The 13,435-nt window shown below is 61.0% G+C and carries 10 protein-coding genes, 4 tRNA genes and 2 pseudogenes; 5 read left to right on the top strand and 11 right to left on the bottom strand.

Going from position 1 to position 13,435, the window contains the following annotated elements:
- Positions 1 to 8 precede the first annotated feature (8 nt).
- From ACJHYD_RS18150 to ACJHYD_RS18130, 5 genes and pseudogenes are all read right to left on the bottom strand, one after another.
- A tRNA-Ser gene (locus ACJHYD_RS18150) sits at positions 9 to 95 on the bottom strand.
- 320 nt (positions 96 to 415) lie between these two features.
- A tRNA-Thr gene (locus ACJHYD_RS18145) sits at positions 416 to 491 on the bottom strand.
- 4 nt (positions 492 to 495) lie between these two features.
- Positions 496 to 582, bottom strand: a tRNA-Tyr gene (locus tag ACJHYD_RS18140).
- A gap of 5 nt (positions 583 to 587) precedes the next feature.
- Positions 588 to 662, bottom strand: a tRNA-Asn gene (locus tag ACJHYD_RS18135).
- 214 nt (positions 663 to 876) lie between these two features.
- A pseudogene (locus ACJHYD_RS18130) lies at positions 877 to 2,628 on the bottom strand (Tn3-like element TnAs1 family transposase); the annotation flags it as partial.
- Positions 2,629 to 2,631: 3 nt separating this feature from the next.
- On the opposite strand from ACJHYD_RS18130, the gene ACJHYD_RS18125 reads away from it, so the two are divergent.
- Complete coding sequence (locus tag ACJHYD_RS18125) at positions 2,632 to 3,024, top strand: cysteine hydrolase family protein (protein WP_001351729.1); 393 nt, start codon at positions 2,632 to 2,634, stop codon at positions 3,022 to 3,024.
- A 137-nt stretch (positions 3,025 to 3,161) separates the two neighbouring features.
- A complete protein-coding gene (locus ACJHYD_RS18120) occupies positions 3,162 to 4,046 on the top strand; it encodes a DMT family transporter (protein WP_000058717.1) in 885 nt (294 codons plus the stop codon).
- A gap of 31 nt (positions 4,047 to 4,077) precedes the next feature.
- Here the strand turns inward: ACJHYD_RS18120 and tet(A) are convergent, their stop codons facing one another.
- The gene (gene tet(A), locus ACJHYD_RS18115) at positions 4,078 to 5,277 is read right to left on the bottom strand and encodes a tetracycline efflux MFS transporter Tet(A) (RefSeq protein WP_000804064.1); all 1,200 of its coding nucleotides are present in this window, start codon (positions 5,275 to 5,277) and stop codon (positions 4,078 to 4,080) included.
- Positions 5,278 to 5,382: 105 nt separating this feature from the next.
- On the opposite strand from tet(A), the gene tetR(A) reads away from it, so the two are divergent.
- Complete coding sequence (gene tetR(A) / locus ACJHYD_RS18110) at positions 5,383 to 6,033, top strand: tetracycline resistance transcriptional repressor TetR(A) (protein WP_000164043.1); 651 nt, start codon at positions 5,383 to 5,385, stop codon at positions 6,031 to 6,033.
- 31 nt (positions 6,034 to 6,064) lie between these two features.
- Here the strand turns inward: tetR(A) and ACJHYD_RS18105 are convergent, their stop codons facing one another.
- From ACJHYD_RS18105 to intI1, 5 genes and pseudogenes are all read right to left on the bottom strand, one after another.
- A complete protein-coding gene (locus ACJHYD_RS18105) occupies positions 6,065 to 6,307 on the bottom strand; it encodes a transposase (protein ID WP_000844627.1) in 243 nt (80 codons plus the stop codon).
- Positions 6,308 to 6,364: 57 nt separating this feature from the next.
- On the bottom strand, positions 6,365 to 9,331 hold the full coding sequence (locus ACJHYD_RS18100; protein ID WP_001138014.1) for a Tn3-like element TnAs1 family transposase: 2,967 nt from the start codon (positions 9,329 to 9,331) through the stop codon (positions 6,365 to 6,367).
- Between the two features lie 3 nt (positions 9,332 to 9,334).
- On the bottom strand, positions 9,335 to 9,895 hold the full coding sequence (locus ACJHYD_RS18095) for a recombinase family protein (RefSeq protein ID WP_001161490.1): 561 nt from the start codon (positions 9,893 to 9,895) through the stop codon (positions 9,335 to 9,337).
- A gap of 175 nt (positions 9,896 to 10,070) precedes the next feature.
- Positions 10,071 to 10,421, bottom strand: a pseudogene (locus ACJHYD_RS18090) (DUF3330 domain-containing protein); the annotation flags it as partial.
- Positions 10,422 to 10,623: 202 nt separating this feature from the next.
- A complete protein-coding gene (gene intI1, locus ACJHYD_RS18085; protein WP_000845048.1) occupies positions 10,624 to 11,637 on the bottom strand; it encodes a class 1 integron integrase IntI1 in 1,014 nt (337 codons plus the stop codon).
- Positions 11,638 to 11,794: 157 nt separating this feature from the next.
- On the opposite strand from intI1, the gene dfrA17 reads away from it, so the two are divergent.
- Positions 11,795 to 12,268: a trimethoprim-resistant dihydrofolate reductase DfrA17 gene (gene dfrA17 / locus ACJHYD_RS18080; protein WP_001389366.1), complete on the top strand. Its 474-nt coding sequence runs from the start codon at positions 11,795 to 11,797 to the stop codon at positions 12,266 to 12,268.
- Between the two features lie 130 nt (positions 12,269 to 12,398).
- Positions 12,399 to 13,187, top strand: a complete 789-nt coding sequence (locus ACJHYD_RS18075) for an ANT(3'')-Ia family aminoglycoside nucleotidyltransferase AadA5 (RefSeq protein ID WP_000503573.1) — start codon at positions 12,399 to 12,401, stop codon at positions 13,185 to 13,187.
- The last annotated feature ends 248 nt before the right edge of the window (positions 13,188 to 13,435 follow it).

The following is a 13,435-nucleotide window of genomic DNA, read 5'->3' as shown; positions in this document are numbered from 1 at the left end:
GCTGTGTCTGGCGGAGAGTAATGGAATCGAACCATCATCGCTTGCGCAATGGGACGGTTTTCAAGACCGCTTGAGCACCATGCTCCCTACTCTCCAGCTATTGTGATGGTCGGTGCTGAACTCCGACACAGGGTTGTAGCAAGCCCCGCAAAGCGCGCACTACTGTAGTTGCGGCACATCAGCCTGTGCATTCATCACAACGGTAAGATCACTACCTTTCGACCAGTCATTGTGCACATGAACGACGATTAACCGTAATGATCTTATCGTTGTGTTGTGAAGCCAGATGCTTATCTTCTGGTTGCTTCAAAGAGCTGCACTTCCTCACAACGGTAAGAGCACTGGTCTGACTCTATCGATTTACGGCCTTGTGGGTCAGTATCGCCGATTCGCCCAATGCTCTTACCTGTTGTGTTGGTGCCGGTTAACGGACTTGAACCGCTGGCCATTCGCTTACAAAGCGACTGCTCTACCAACTGAGCTAAACCGGCAATTTGGTGGGGAGTGATGGAGTCGAACCACCCGAGTCGCCATGACAGTAGATTTACAGTCTACACCGCTACCTCTACGGACTAACTCCCCTAAATTGGCGATGGTGGGTGGATTCGAACCACCGACCAGTTGGTTAACAGCCAACTGCTCTACCGCTGAGCTACACCATCAATTCAGCACTGCCAGTATTTATTACTCAACAGTGCCAATCGCGACGGTTTAGTTTCTGCCAGGAAACGCACCGCTACTTGCACTTTTCGTTAGTGCCAGACGCTTTCGACTTCGCTCAATAGTAGAAGGCAAAATCTTTAAGTAGATGATGTTTCTGAGGACAGCACCTACTTTGTAATTGGGGAGCCCGCAGAATTCGGAAAAAATCGTACGCTAAGGTTTTCCGGGCATCCGTAAGGGCCGAAACTTCCCGTCTTCCAGTCTGCGGCTCTGCCGCCAGACGTAATCGCCGGTTAGGTTGATGTGCTCCCAGCCCAGCGGCGACAGGAATTGCAGCAGCTCGCCGTCCACCGGCTTGCCGGCCTCGACCAACCCCTGGGTGGCGCGTTCCAGGTACACCGTGTTCCACAGCACGATAGCCGCCGTCACCAGGTTGAGGCCGCTGGCCCGGTAGCGCTGCTGCTCGAAGCTCCGATCCCTGATTTCCCCAAGGCGGTTGAAGAACACCGCCCTGGCCAGCGAGTTGCGCGCCTCACCTTTGTTCAGGCCGGCATGCACGCGGCGGCGCAGTTCAACACTTTGCAGCCAGTCCAGGATGAACAGCGTGCGCTCGATCCGGCCCAGCTCGCGCAGGGCCACGGCCAGTCCGTTCTGGCGCGGGTAGCTGCCGAGCTTGCGCAGCATCAGCGAGGCGGTGACGGTGCCCTGCTTGATCGAGCTGGCCAGGCGCAGGATGTCGTCCCAGTGGGCACGCACGTGCTTGATGTTCAGGGTGCCGCCGATCAGCGGGCGCAACGTCGGGTAGGCTTGCACGCCCTGCGGCACGTACAGCTTGGTTTCGCCGAGGTCGCGGATGCGCGGCGCGAAGCGGAAGCCTAGCAGGTGCATCAGGGCAAAGACGTGATCGGTGAAGCCGGCCGTGTCGGTGTAGTGCTCCTCGATCCGCAGGTCGGACTCGTGGTACAGCAGGCCGTCGAGCACATAGGTGGAATCGCGGACGCCGACATTCACCACGCGGGTGCTGAACGGCGCGTACTGGTCGGAGATATGGGTATAGAACAGCCGTCCCGGCTCGCTACCGTACTTCGGGTTGACGTGCCCGGTGCTCTCGCCCCGGCCACCCGCGCGGAAGCGCTGGCCATCGGAGGATGAGGTCGTGCCGTCGCCCCAGTGGGCGGCAAAGGCGTGGCGATACTGGTGGTTGACCAGCTCGGCCAAGGCCGCCGAATAGGTTTCGTCGCGGATGTGCCAGGCTTGCAGCCAGGACAGCTTGGCGTAGGTCAGGCCGGGGCTCGACTCGGCCATCTTGGTCAGCCCGAGGTTGATCGCATCACCGAGGATTGCGGACAGCAGCAACGTCCTGTCTTTGGCCTCGGCCCCGTCCTTCAAGTGGGTGAAGTGGCGGCTGAAGCCCGTCCAGTCGTCCACGTCCATCAGCAGTTCGGTGATCTTGATGCGCGGCAGTAACTGGCTGGTTTGGTCGATCAGCGCCTGCGCCCGATCCGGCACCGCCGCATCCAGCGGGGTGATTTTCAGCCCTGACTCGGTGAGGATGGCATCGGGCAGCTCGTTGTCCTTGGCCAGGCGGGTGACGGTGGCCAACTGCTCGTCCAGCAGCTGCAAACGCTCTTCCAGGTACTGGTCGCTGTTCGGGTTGATCGCCAGGGGCAGGGCCTGCTCGCGCTTGAGTGCGGCGAACTTCTCGGCCGGCAGCAGGTAGTCGTCGAAGTCGCGGAACTGCCGCGAGCCCTTGACCCAGATGTCGCCGGAGCGCAGGGCGTTCTTCAGCTCGGACAGGGCGCAGATTTCGTAGAATTTCCGGTCGAGGCCTTCCGGGGTGATCACCAGCGGCTTCCAGCGCGGCTTGATGAAGGCCGTGGGTGCATCGGCCGGCACCTTGCGCAGGTTGTCGGCGTTCATCTCACGCAGGGTCTGCACGGCTGCCAGCACGCCTTGCGCGGCCGGCCCGTGCTGTTCCCCAACTTTTCGCTCGGCGAAGAGTATGAACATGCGCCGCCGGCGACGAATCGCCAAATCTCACCGTATCTCCCGAGCGGACGATTTCGCACCGGTCTGCCCGTCGAAGGGCTTGCGATCGAACGGGGCGACCTTTTCTATGCATGTCCGCGAGCCAGCGTCTTTTATGGCACGGCGCTCGACGCCGACCTTCGGACGCGCGGCGTAAGCACGCTTGTCATGGCCGGGATAAGCACCACCGGCGTTGTTCTTTCAAGCGTCGCCTGGGCTAGTGATGCGGACTACGACGTGCGTTTGGTCCAGGACTGCTGCTACGACCCGGATCGGGATGCCCACGAAGCTCTGTTGCGTTCCGGGTTCGGCGGACGTGTACAGGTCGTGTAATTTTCGGGCCTCGCATGATCGCGGCCATAGCCGCAGGTGGATTGGTGCGAGGCAGGGCCAGTCCAAGTCAGGGTGCGGTCATCGCGGCGCCTGCAACTCTCAAAAACCCATCGCCGTAGCGGAGGTCTTGTAATCGCATGTCATTACGCACGCCCGATTTATTGTTCACAGCGATAGCACCTGCCATTTGGGGCAGCACCTACATTGTCACCACCCAATACCTGCCGAACTTCTCACCGATGACGGTCGCGATGCTGCGGGCGTTGCCGGCGGGTTTATTGCTCGTGATGATCGTCCGACAGATTCCAACGGGAATCTGGTGGATGCGCATCTTCATCCTCGGCGCACTTAATATTTCGCTATTCTGGAGCTTGTTGTTTATTTCGGTCTACCGCCTGCCGGGCGGGGTCGCGGCGACGGTAGGCGCTGTGCAGCCGCTGATGGTCGTGTTCATCTCTGCCGCTCTGCTAGGTAGCCCGATACGATTGATGGCGGTCCTGGGGGCTATTTGCGGAACTGCGGGCGTGGCGCTGTTGGTGTTGACACCAAACGCAGCGCTAGATCCTGTCGGCGTCGCAGCGGGCCTGGCGGGGGCGGTTTCCATGGCGTTCGGAACCGTGCTGACCCGCAAGTGGCAACCTCCCGTGCCTCTGCTCACCTTTACCGCCTGGCAACTGGCGGCCGGAGGACTTCTGCTCGTTCCAGTAGCTTTAGTGTTTGATCCGCCAATCCCGATGCCTACAGGAACCAATGTTCTCGGCCTGGCGTGGCTCGGCCTGATCGGAGCGGGTTTAACCTACTTCCTTTGGTTCCGGGGGATCTCGCGACTCGAACCTACAGTTGTTTCCTTACTGGGCTTTCTCAGCCCGGGGACCGCCGTGTTGCTAGGATGGTTGTTCTTGGATCAGACGCTGAGTGCGCTTCAAATCATCGGCGTCCTGCTCGTGATCGGGAGTATCTGGCTGGGCCAACGTTCCAACCGCACTCCTAGGGCGCGTATAGCTTGCCGGAAGTCGCCTTGACCCGCATGGCATAGGCCTATCGTTTCCACGATCAGCGATCGGCTCGTTGCCCTGCGCCGCTCCAAAGCCCGCGACGCAGCGCCGGCAGGCAGAGCAAGTAGAGGGCAGCGCCTGCAATCCATGCCCACCCGTTCCACGTTGTTATAGAAGCCGCATAGATCGCCGTGAAGAGGAGGGGTCCGACGATCGAGGTCAGGCTGGTGAGCGCCGCCAGTGAGCCTTGCAGCTGCCCCTGACGTTCCTCATCCACCTGCCTGGACAACATTGCTTGCAGCGCCGGCATTCCGATGCCACCCGAAGCAAGCAGGACCATGATCGGGAACGCCATCCATCCCCGTGTCGCGAAGGCAAGCAGGATGTAGCCTGTGCCGTCGGCAATCATTCCGAGCATGAGTGCCCGCCTTTCGCCGAGCCGGGCGGCTACAGGGCCGGTGATCATTGCCTGGGCGAGTGAATGCAGAATGCCAAATGCGGCAAGCGAAATGCCGATCGTGGTCGCGTCCCAGTGAAAGCGATCCTCGCCGAAAATGACCCAAAGCGCGGCCGGCACCTGTCCGACAAGTTGCATGATGAAGAAGACCGCCATCAGGGCGGCGACGACGGTCATGCCCCGGGCCCACCGGAACGAAGCGAGCGGGTTGAGAGCCTCCCGGCGTAACGGCCGGCGTTCGCCTTTGTGCGACTCCGGCAAAAGGAAACAGCCCGTCAGGAAATTGAGGCCGTTCAAGGCTGCCGCGGCGAAGAACGGAGCGTGGGGGGAGAAACCGCCCATCAGCCCACCGAGCACAGGTCCCGCGACCATCCCGAACCCGAAACAGGCGCTCATGAAGCCGAAGTGCCGCGCGCGCTCATCGCCATCAGTGATATCGGCAATATAAGCGCCGGCTACCGCCCCAGTCGCCCCGGTGATGCCGGCCACGATCCGCCCGATATAGAGAACCCAAAGGAAAGGCGCCGTCGCCATGATGGCGTAGTCGACAGCAGCGCCGGCCAGCGAGACGAGCAAGACCGGCCGCCGCCCGAAACGATCCGACAGCGCGCCCAGCACAGGTGCGCAGGCAAATTGCATCAACGCATACAGCGCCAGCAGAATGCCATAGTGGGCGGTGACGTCGTTCGAGTGAACCAGATCGCGCAGGAGGCCCGGCAGCACCGGCATAATCAGGCCGATGCCGACAGCGTCGAGCGCGACAGTGCTCAGAATTACGATCAGGGGTCTGTTGGGTTTCACGTCTGGCCTCCGGACCAGCCTCCGCTGGTCCGATTGAACGCGCGGATTCTTTATCACTGATAAGTTGGTGGACATATTATGTTTATCAGTGATAAAGTGTCAAGCATGACAAAGTTGCAGCCGAATACAGTGATCCGTGCCGCCCTGGACCTGTTGAACGAGGTCGGCGTAGACGGTCTGACGACACGCAAACTGGCGGAACGGTTGGGGGTTCAGCAGCCGGCGCTTTACTGGCACTTCAGGAACAAGCGGGCGCTGCTCGACGCACTGGCCGAAGCCATGCTGGCGGAGAATCATACGCATTCGGTGCCGAGAGCCGACGACGACTGGCGCTCATTTCTGATCGGGAATGCCCGCAGCTTCAGGCAGGCGCTGCTCGCCTACCGCGATGGCGCGCGCATCCATGCCGGCACGCGACCGGGCGCACCGCAGATGGAAACGGCCGACGCGCAGCTTCGCTTCCTCTGCGAGGCGGGTTTTTCGGCCGGGGACGCCGTCAATGCGCTGATGACAATCAGCTACTTCACTGTTGGGGCCGTGCTTGAGGAGCAGGCCGGCGACAGCGATGCCGGCGAGCGCGGCGGCACCGTTGAACAGGCTCCGCTCTCGCCGCTGTTGCGGGCCGCGATAGACGCCTTCGACGAAGCCGGTCCGGACGCAGCGTTCGAGCAGGGACTCGCGGTGATTGTCGATGGATTGGCGAAAAGGAGGCTCGTTGTCAGGAACGTTGAAGGACCGAGAAAGGGTGACGATTGATCAGGACCGCTGCCGGAGCGCAACCCACTCACTACAGCAGAGCCATGTAGACAACATCCCCTCCCCCTTTCCACCGCGTCAGACGCCCGTAGCAGCCCGCTACGGGCTTTTTCATGCCCTGCCCTAGCGTCCAAGCCTCACGGCCGCGCTCGGCCTCTCTGGCGGCCTTCTGGCGCTCCTGCTGCGGCGTCCGCTCGTGGGCCGTGGCGCGGGTCCGCGCGCCGGCCTCGTGCGCCTGGCGCTCGCGGGCGAGGTCCAGGGCGGCCGTCTTCACGTTCTGCCTTGCGCAGATGAGATAGGGGAGCCCGCAGAATTCGGAAAAAATCGTACGCTAAGGTTTTCCGGGCATCCGTAAGGGCCGAAACTTCCCGTCTTCCAGTCTGCGGCTCTGCCGCCAGACGTAATCGCCGGTTAGGTTGATGTGCTCCCAGCCCAGCGGCGACAGGAATTGCAGCAGCTCGCCGTCCACCGGCTTGCCGGCCTCGACCAACCCCTGGGTGGCGCGTTCCAGGTACACCGTGTTCCACAGCACGATAGCCGCCGTCACCAGGTTGAGGCCGCTGGCCCGGTAGCGCTGCTGCTCGAAGCTCCGATCCCTGATTTCCCCAAGGCGGTTGAAGAACACCGCCCTGGCCAGCGAGTTGCGCGCCTCACCTTTGTTCAGGCCGGCATGCACGCGGCGGCGCAGTTCAACACTTTGCAGCCAGTCCAGGATGAACAGCGTGCGCTCGATCCGGCCCAGCTCGCGCAGGGCCACGGCCAGTCCGTTCTGGCGCGGGTAGCTGCCGAGCTTGCGCAGCATCAGCGAGGCGGTGACGGTGCCCTGCTTGATCGAGCTGGCCAGGCGCAGGATGTCGTCCCAGTGGGCACGCACGTGCTTGATGTTCAGGGTGCCGCCGATCAGCGGGCGCAACGTCGGGTAGGCTTGCACGCCCTGCGGCACGTACAGCTTGGTTTCGCCGAGGTCGCGGATGCGCGGCGCGAAGCGGAAGCCTAGCAGGTGCATCAGGGCAAAGACGTGATCGGTGAAGCCGGCCGTGTCGGTGTAGTGCTCCTCGATCCGCAGGTCGGACTCGTGGTACAGCAGGCCGTCGAGCACATAGGTGGAATCGCGGACGCCGACATTCACCACGCGGGTGCTGAACGGCGCGTACTGGTCGGAGATATGGGTATAGAACAGCCGTCCCGGCTCGCTACCGTACTTCGGGTTGACGTGCCCGGTGCTCTCGCCCCGGCCACCCGCGCGGAAGCGCTGGCCATCGGAGGATGAGGTCGTGCCGTCGCCCCAGTGGGCGGCAAAGGCGTGGCGATACTGGTGGTTGACCAGCTCGGCCAAGGCCGCCGAATAGGTTTCGTCGCGGATGTGCCAGGCTTGCAGCCAGGACAGCTTGGCGTAGGTCAGGCCGGGGCTCGACTCGGCCATCTTGGTCAGCCCGAGGTTGATCGCATCACCGAGGATTGCGGACAGCAGCAACGTCCTGTCTTTGGCCTCGGCCCCGTCCTTCAAGTGGGTGAAGTGGCGGCTGAAGCCCGTCCAGTCGTCCACGTCCATCAGCAGTTCGGTGATCTTGATGCGCGGCAGTAACTGGCTGGTTTGGTCGATCAGCGCCTGCGCCCGATCCGGCACCGCCGCATCCAGCGGGGTGATTTTCAGCCCTGACTCGGTGAGGATGGCATCGGGCAGCTCGTTGTCCTTGGCCAGGCGGGTGACGGTGGCCAACTGCTCGTCCAGCAGCTGCAAACGCTCTTCCAGGTACTGGTCGCTGTTCGGGTTGATCGCCAGGGGCAGGGCCTGCTCGCGCTTGAGTGCGGCGAACTTCTCGGCCGGCAGCAGGTAGTCGTCGAAGTCGCGGAACTGCCGCGAGCCCTTGACCCAGATGTCGCCGGAGCGCAGGGCGTTCTTCAGCTCGGACAGGGCGCAGATTTCGTAGAATTTCCGGTCGAGGCCTTCCGGGGTGATCACCAGCGGCTTCCAGCGCGGCTTGATGAAGGCCGTGGGTGCATCGGCCGGCACCTTGCGCAGGTTGTCGGCGTTCATCTCACGCAGGGTCTGCACGGCTGCCAGCACGCCTTGCGCGGCCGGCGCGGCGCGCAGTTCCAGCACCTCCAGCAAGGCCGGCGTGTAACGGCGCAGGGTGGCGAAGTTCTCGCCGACCAGGTGCAGGTGGTCGAAGCCTTCCGGCCGGGCCAGCAGCTCGGCCTCGCTGACGCTCTCGGTGAACTCGTCCCAGGGAATCACCGCCTCGATGGCGGCATAGGGGTCGCTGCCGCTTTCCTTCGCTTCCAGCAGCGCCTGGCCGATCCTGGAGTACAGGCGCACCTTGTCGTTGATCGCCTTGCCCTGCTTCTGGAACTGCTGCTGATGCTTGTGCTTCGCGCCGCTGAACAGCTTGACCAGGATGCGGTCATGCAGATCGACCAGCTCATCGATCACGGTCGCGGTGCTCTCCAGCACCACGGCGGCCAGGGTCGCGTAGCGGCGCTGCGGCTCGAACTTACCGAGGTCTTTGGGCGTCATCTGCCCACCCTCGCGGGCCAGCTTGAGCAGGCGGTTCTGGTGGATGTGCCGGCCCAGGCCTTCGGGCAAGTCCACCAACTGAAATGTCTTCAGCCGCTCGATGTGTTCCAGCATGTGCCGAGAGTTGGGTTTCAGCGGTGCCTGGCGCAGCCAGGTCAACCAGGTGATGCTGCTGCCGGCCTTGAGCTTCAACAGCTCGTCCAGCTTGGCCCGATGCGAGTCCGTGAGTGGTTCGACCAGGGCGCGGTAGACCCGCCGATTGGCTCGCGCAATGGCTTCCGAGCAGGCCCGGTCAATCACGCTCAGCGCCGGCAGGATGCGTCGTTTCTGCCGTAGGCTCTCCAGGGCCTGACCGGCCAGCAGCAAGCCTTTGTCGGTCTGCTGGGCCAGCTCGGTTAGCTCGCGCACCAGGGCGCGGAAGTCGGACAGGCCGAACGGGGCCAGTTGCAGGTAGGTGCGCAGTTCCTGGGCATGCTCGCGACGGGTCACGTCGCGCTCGCCGTACTTTGCCCAGCTCGCCGGCTCGGCCTGGACTTGCTTCGCCACCCACAGGATGACCGGCTCGGGCAGCTCGCTGTCGGTTCCCAGCGCGTAACCGGGGTAGCGCAGCAGGCAGAGCTGCACGGCGAAGCCGAGGCGGTTGGCGTCGCCGCGTCGCTGGCGGATCAGCGACAGGTCGGAGTCGTTGAAGGTGTAGTAGCGGATCAGGTCATCCTGGCTTTCCGGCAGCGCAAGCAGGGTGTCCCGCTCCGTGGCCGAGAGGATCAAGCGACGCGGCATGTGTCAGTCGTCCGTGCGGAGGTACTGGTAGAGGGTTTCCCGGCTGATGTTGAACTCGCGGGCAAGCTGCGCCTTGGGCTCGCCGGCCGTCGCTCGCTGCCGCAGGGTAGCAGCCTGCTCATCGGACAGGGCTTTCTTGCGGCCCCGGTACGCGCCACGCTGCTTGGCCAAGGCGATGCCCTCACGCTGCCGCTCGCGGATCAGGGCGCGCTCGAACTCAGCGAAGGCCCCCATCACCGACAGCATCAGGTTGGCCATCGGCGAGTCCTCGCCAGTGAACACCAGGCCCTCCTTCAGGAACTCGATGCGCACGCCGCGCTGAGTCAGCTTCTGTACCAAGCGACGCAGGTCATCGAGGTTGCGGGCCAGCCGATCCATGCTGTGCACCACCACTGTATCGCCTTCGCGGACGAAGCTCAGCAGCGCTTCGAGCTGGGGGCGCTGGGTGTCCTTGCCCGATGCCTTGTCGGTGAACACCTTGCTCACCTGGGTTTGTTCCAGCTGGCGTTCCGGGTTCTGGTCAAAGCTGCTGACCCGGACGTAGCCGATGCGGTGCCCCTGCACGATGTCTCCTTGGTTGAAGGCGGCTTAAGTGCACTTTCTGTTCCGTTGTGCCTCAAAGCCCATTTCTGTCAGGCTGAAATCTATAACCTTCGCGGGCATGTGTCAAAAAATGGGAAAGCAGACTCTATTCTGACGAAGCGGCGCGGCCCTGCCTGACATCAAGTTAGGGTATGCCTCAACCTGACGGCGGCGAATCACAAGCGTCCGGTTTGACGCTGGTTTCGGTCGCAGTGCTGGCCCGCGCCTGGAAGCGCTGATAGCACTCCAGCCCGCAGAAATGCTCCACGTACTCGGCCCCTTCCGGCGTGAAGGCGGCATCGAGCGGGATTTCCTTGCAGCACACGCAGCAACTGGTGCTCGGTTCATTGGCGTTCATGGTGGTGTTCCTCCATTGGTTGACGAAGCCGACGAAGGCCGCCGCCGGCATCGGCCTGGCGAACAGGAAACCCTGCACCGTGTCGCAACCCGCCTGCCGCAACCACGCAAGGCAGTCGGGTGTTTCCACACCCTCGGCTACCACCTCCATTGTCGTTTTCAGAAGACGGCTGCACTGAACGTCAGAAGCCGACTGCACTATAGCAGCGGAGGGGTTGGATCCATCAGGCAACGACGGGCTGCTGCCGGCCATCAGCGGACGCAGGGAGGACTTTCCGCAACCGGCCGTTCGATGCGGCACCGATGGCCTTCGCGCAGGGGTAGTGAATCCGCCAGGATTGACTTGCGCTGCCCTACCTCTCACTAGTGAGGGGCGGCAGCGCATCAAGCGGTGAGCGCACTCCGGCACCGCCAACTTTCAGCACATGCGTGTAAATCATCGTCGTAGAGACGTCGGAATGGCCGAGCAGATCCTGCACGGTTCGAATGTCGTAACCGCTGCGGAGCAAGGCCGTCGCGAACGAGTGGCGGAGGGTGTGCGGTGTGGCGGGCTTCGTGATGCCTGCTTGTTCTACGGCACGTTTGAAGGCGCGCTGAAAGGTCTGGTCATACATGTGATGGCGACGCACGACACCGCTCCGTGGATCGGTCGAATGCGTGTGCTGCGCAAAAACCCAGAACCACGGCCAGGAATGCCCGGCGCGCGGATACTTCCGCTCAAGGGCGTCGGGAAGCGCAACGCCGCTGCGGCCCTCGGCCTGGTCCTTCAGCCACCATGCCCGTGCACGCGACAGCTGCTCGCGCAGGCTGGGTGCCAAGCTCTCGGGTAACATCAAGGCCCGATCCTTGGAGCCCTTGCCCTCCCGCACGATGATCGTGCCGTGATCGAAATCCAGATCCTTGACCCGCAGTTGCAAACCCTCACTGATCCGCATGCCCGTTCCATACAGAAGCTGGGCGAACAAACGATGCTCGCCTTCCAGAAAACCGAGGATGCGAACCACTTCATCCGGGGTCAGCACCACCGGCAAGCGCCGCGACGGCCGAGGTCTTCCGATCTCCTGAAGCCAGGGCAGATCCGTGCACAGCACCTTGCCGTAGAAGAACAGCAAGGCCGCCAATGCCTGACGATGCGTGGAGACCGAAACCTTGCGCTCGTTCGCCAGCCAGGACAGAAATGCCTCGACTTCGCTGCTGCCCAAGGTTGCCGGGTGACGCACACCGTGGAAACGGATGAAGGCACGAACCCAGTGGACATAAGCCTGTTCGGTTCGTAAACTGTAATGCAAGTAGCGTATGCGCTCACGCAACTGGTCCAGAACCTTGACCGAACGCAGCGGTGGTAACGGCGCAGTGGCGGTTTTCATGGCTTGTTATGACTGTTTTTTTGTACAGTCTATGCCTCGGGCATCCAAGCAGCAAGCGCGTTACGCCGTGGGTCGATGTTTGATGTTATGGAGCAGCAACGATGTTACGCAGCAGGGCAGTCGCCCTAAAACAAAGTTAGCCATTAAGGGAGTTAAATTGAAAATATCATTGATTTCTGCAGTGTCAGAAAATGGCGTAATCGGTAGTGGTCCTGATATCCCGTGGTCAGTAAAAGGTGAGCAACTACTCTTTAAAGCGCTCACATATAATCAATGGCTCCTTGTCGGAAGAAAAACATTTGACTCTATGGGTGTTCTTCCAAATCGCAAATATGCAGTAGTGTCAAAGAACGGAATTTCAAGCTCAAATGAAAACGTCCTAGTTTTTCCTTCAATAGAAAATGCTTTGAAAGAGCTATCAAAAGTTACAGATCATGTATATGTCTCTGGCGGGGGTCAAATCTATAATAGCCTTATTGAAAAAGCAGATATAATTCATTTGTCTACTGTTCACGTTGAAGTCGAAGGTGATATCAAATTCCCTATAATGCCTGAGAATTTCAATTTGGTTTTTGAACAGTTTTTTATGTCTAATATAAATTATACATACCAGATTTGGAAAAAAGGCTAACAATGCGTTGCAGCACCAGTCGCTTCGCTCCTTGGACAGCTTTTAAGTCGCGTCTTTGTGGTTTTGCTGCGCAAAAGTATTCCACAAAGCCGCAACTTAAAAGCTGCCGCTGAACTTAACGTTAGGCATCATGGGTGAATTTTTCCCTGCACAAGTTTTCAAGCAGCTGTCCCACGCTCGCGCGGTGATCGAGCGCCATCTGGCTGCGACACTGGACACAATCCACCTGTTCGGATCTGCGATCGATGGAGGGCTGAAGCCGGACAGCGACATAGACTTGCTCGTGACCGTCAGCGCCGCACCTAACGATTCGCTCCGGCAGGCGCTAATGCTCGATTTGCTGAAAGTCTCATCACCGCCAGGCGATGGCGGAACATGGCGACCGCTGGAGCTAACTGTTGTCGCTCGAAGCGAAGTAGTGCCTTGGCGCTATCCGGCGCGGCGTGAGCTTCAGTTCGGTGAGTGGCTCCGCCACGACATCCTTTCCGGAACGTTCGAGCCTGCCGTTCTGGATCACGATCTTGCGATTTTGCTGACCAAGGCGAGGCAACACAGCCTTGCGCTTCTAGGCCCATCCGCAGCCACGTTTTTCGAGCCGGTGCCGAAGGAGCATTTCTCCAAGGCGCTTTTCGACACTATTGCCCAGTGGAATGCAGAGTCGGATTGGAAGGGTGACGAGCGGAACGTCGTTCTTGCTCTTGCTCGCATTTGGTACAGCGCTTCAACTGGTCTCATTGCTCCTAAGGACGTTGCTGCCGCATGGGTATCGGAGCGTTTGCCTGCCGAGCATCGGCCCCTCATCTGCAAGGCACGCGCGGCGTACCTGGGTAGCGAGGACGACGACCTAGCAATGCGCGTCGAAGAGACGGCCGCGTTCGTTCGATATGCCAAAGCAACGATTGAGAGAATCTTGCGTTGAGCGGCATGTGCGAAAAGTGCATCGACCCGCGCCGAGGGCATCTGATGCCTAACTCGGCGTTCAAGCGGACGGGCTGCGCCCGCCGCTCAACTATGCGTTAGATGCACTAAGCACATAATTGCTCACAGCCAAACTATCGGCACTGTTGCAAATAGTCGGTGGTGATAAACTTATCATCCCCTTTTGCTGATGGAGCTGCACATGAACCCATTCAAAGGCCGGCATTTTCAGCGTGACATCATTCTGTG

It is taken from the genome of Escherichia sp. WS1368 (assembly GCF_046487485.1).
Taxonomy (GTDB): domain Bacteria; phylum Pseudomonadota; class Gammaproteobacteria; order Enterobacterales; family Enterobacteriaceae; genus Escherichia; species Escherichia coli.
Note: the sequence above shows the minus strand (reverse complement) of the source record. Positions and strands in the feature narration are given on the sequence as shown.

Excerpts from the sequence above, each read along its gene's own strand:
- ACJHYD_RS18120 (WP_000058717.1), top strand. The coding sequence starts at position 3,162 with ATGTCATTACGCACGCCCGATTTATTGTTCACAGCGATAGCACCTGCC.
- ACJHYD_RS18100 (WP_001138014.1), bottom strand. The coding sequence starts at position 9,331 with ATGCCGCGTCGCTTGATCCTCTCGGCCACGGAGCGGGACACCCTGCTT.
- intI1 (WP_000845048.1), bottom strand. The coding sequence starts at position 11,637 with ATGAAAACCGCCACTGCGCCGTTACCACCGCTGCGTTCGGTCAAGGTT.
- ACJHYD_RS18075 (WP_000503573.1), top strand. The coding sequence starts at position 12,399 with ATGGGTGAATTTTTCCCTGCACAAGTTTTCAAGCAGCTGTCCCACGCT.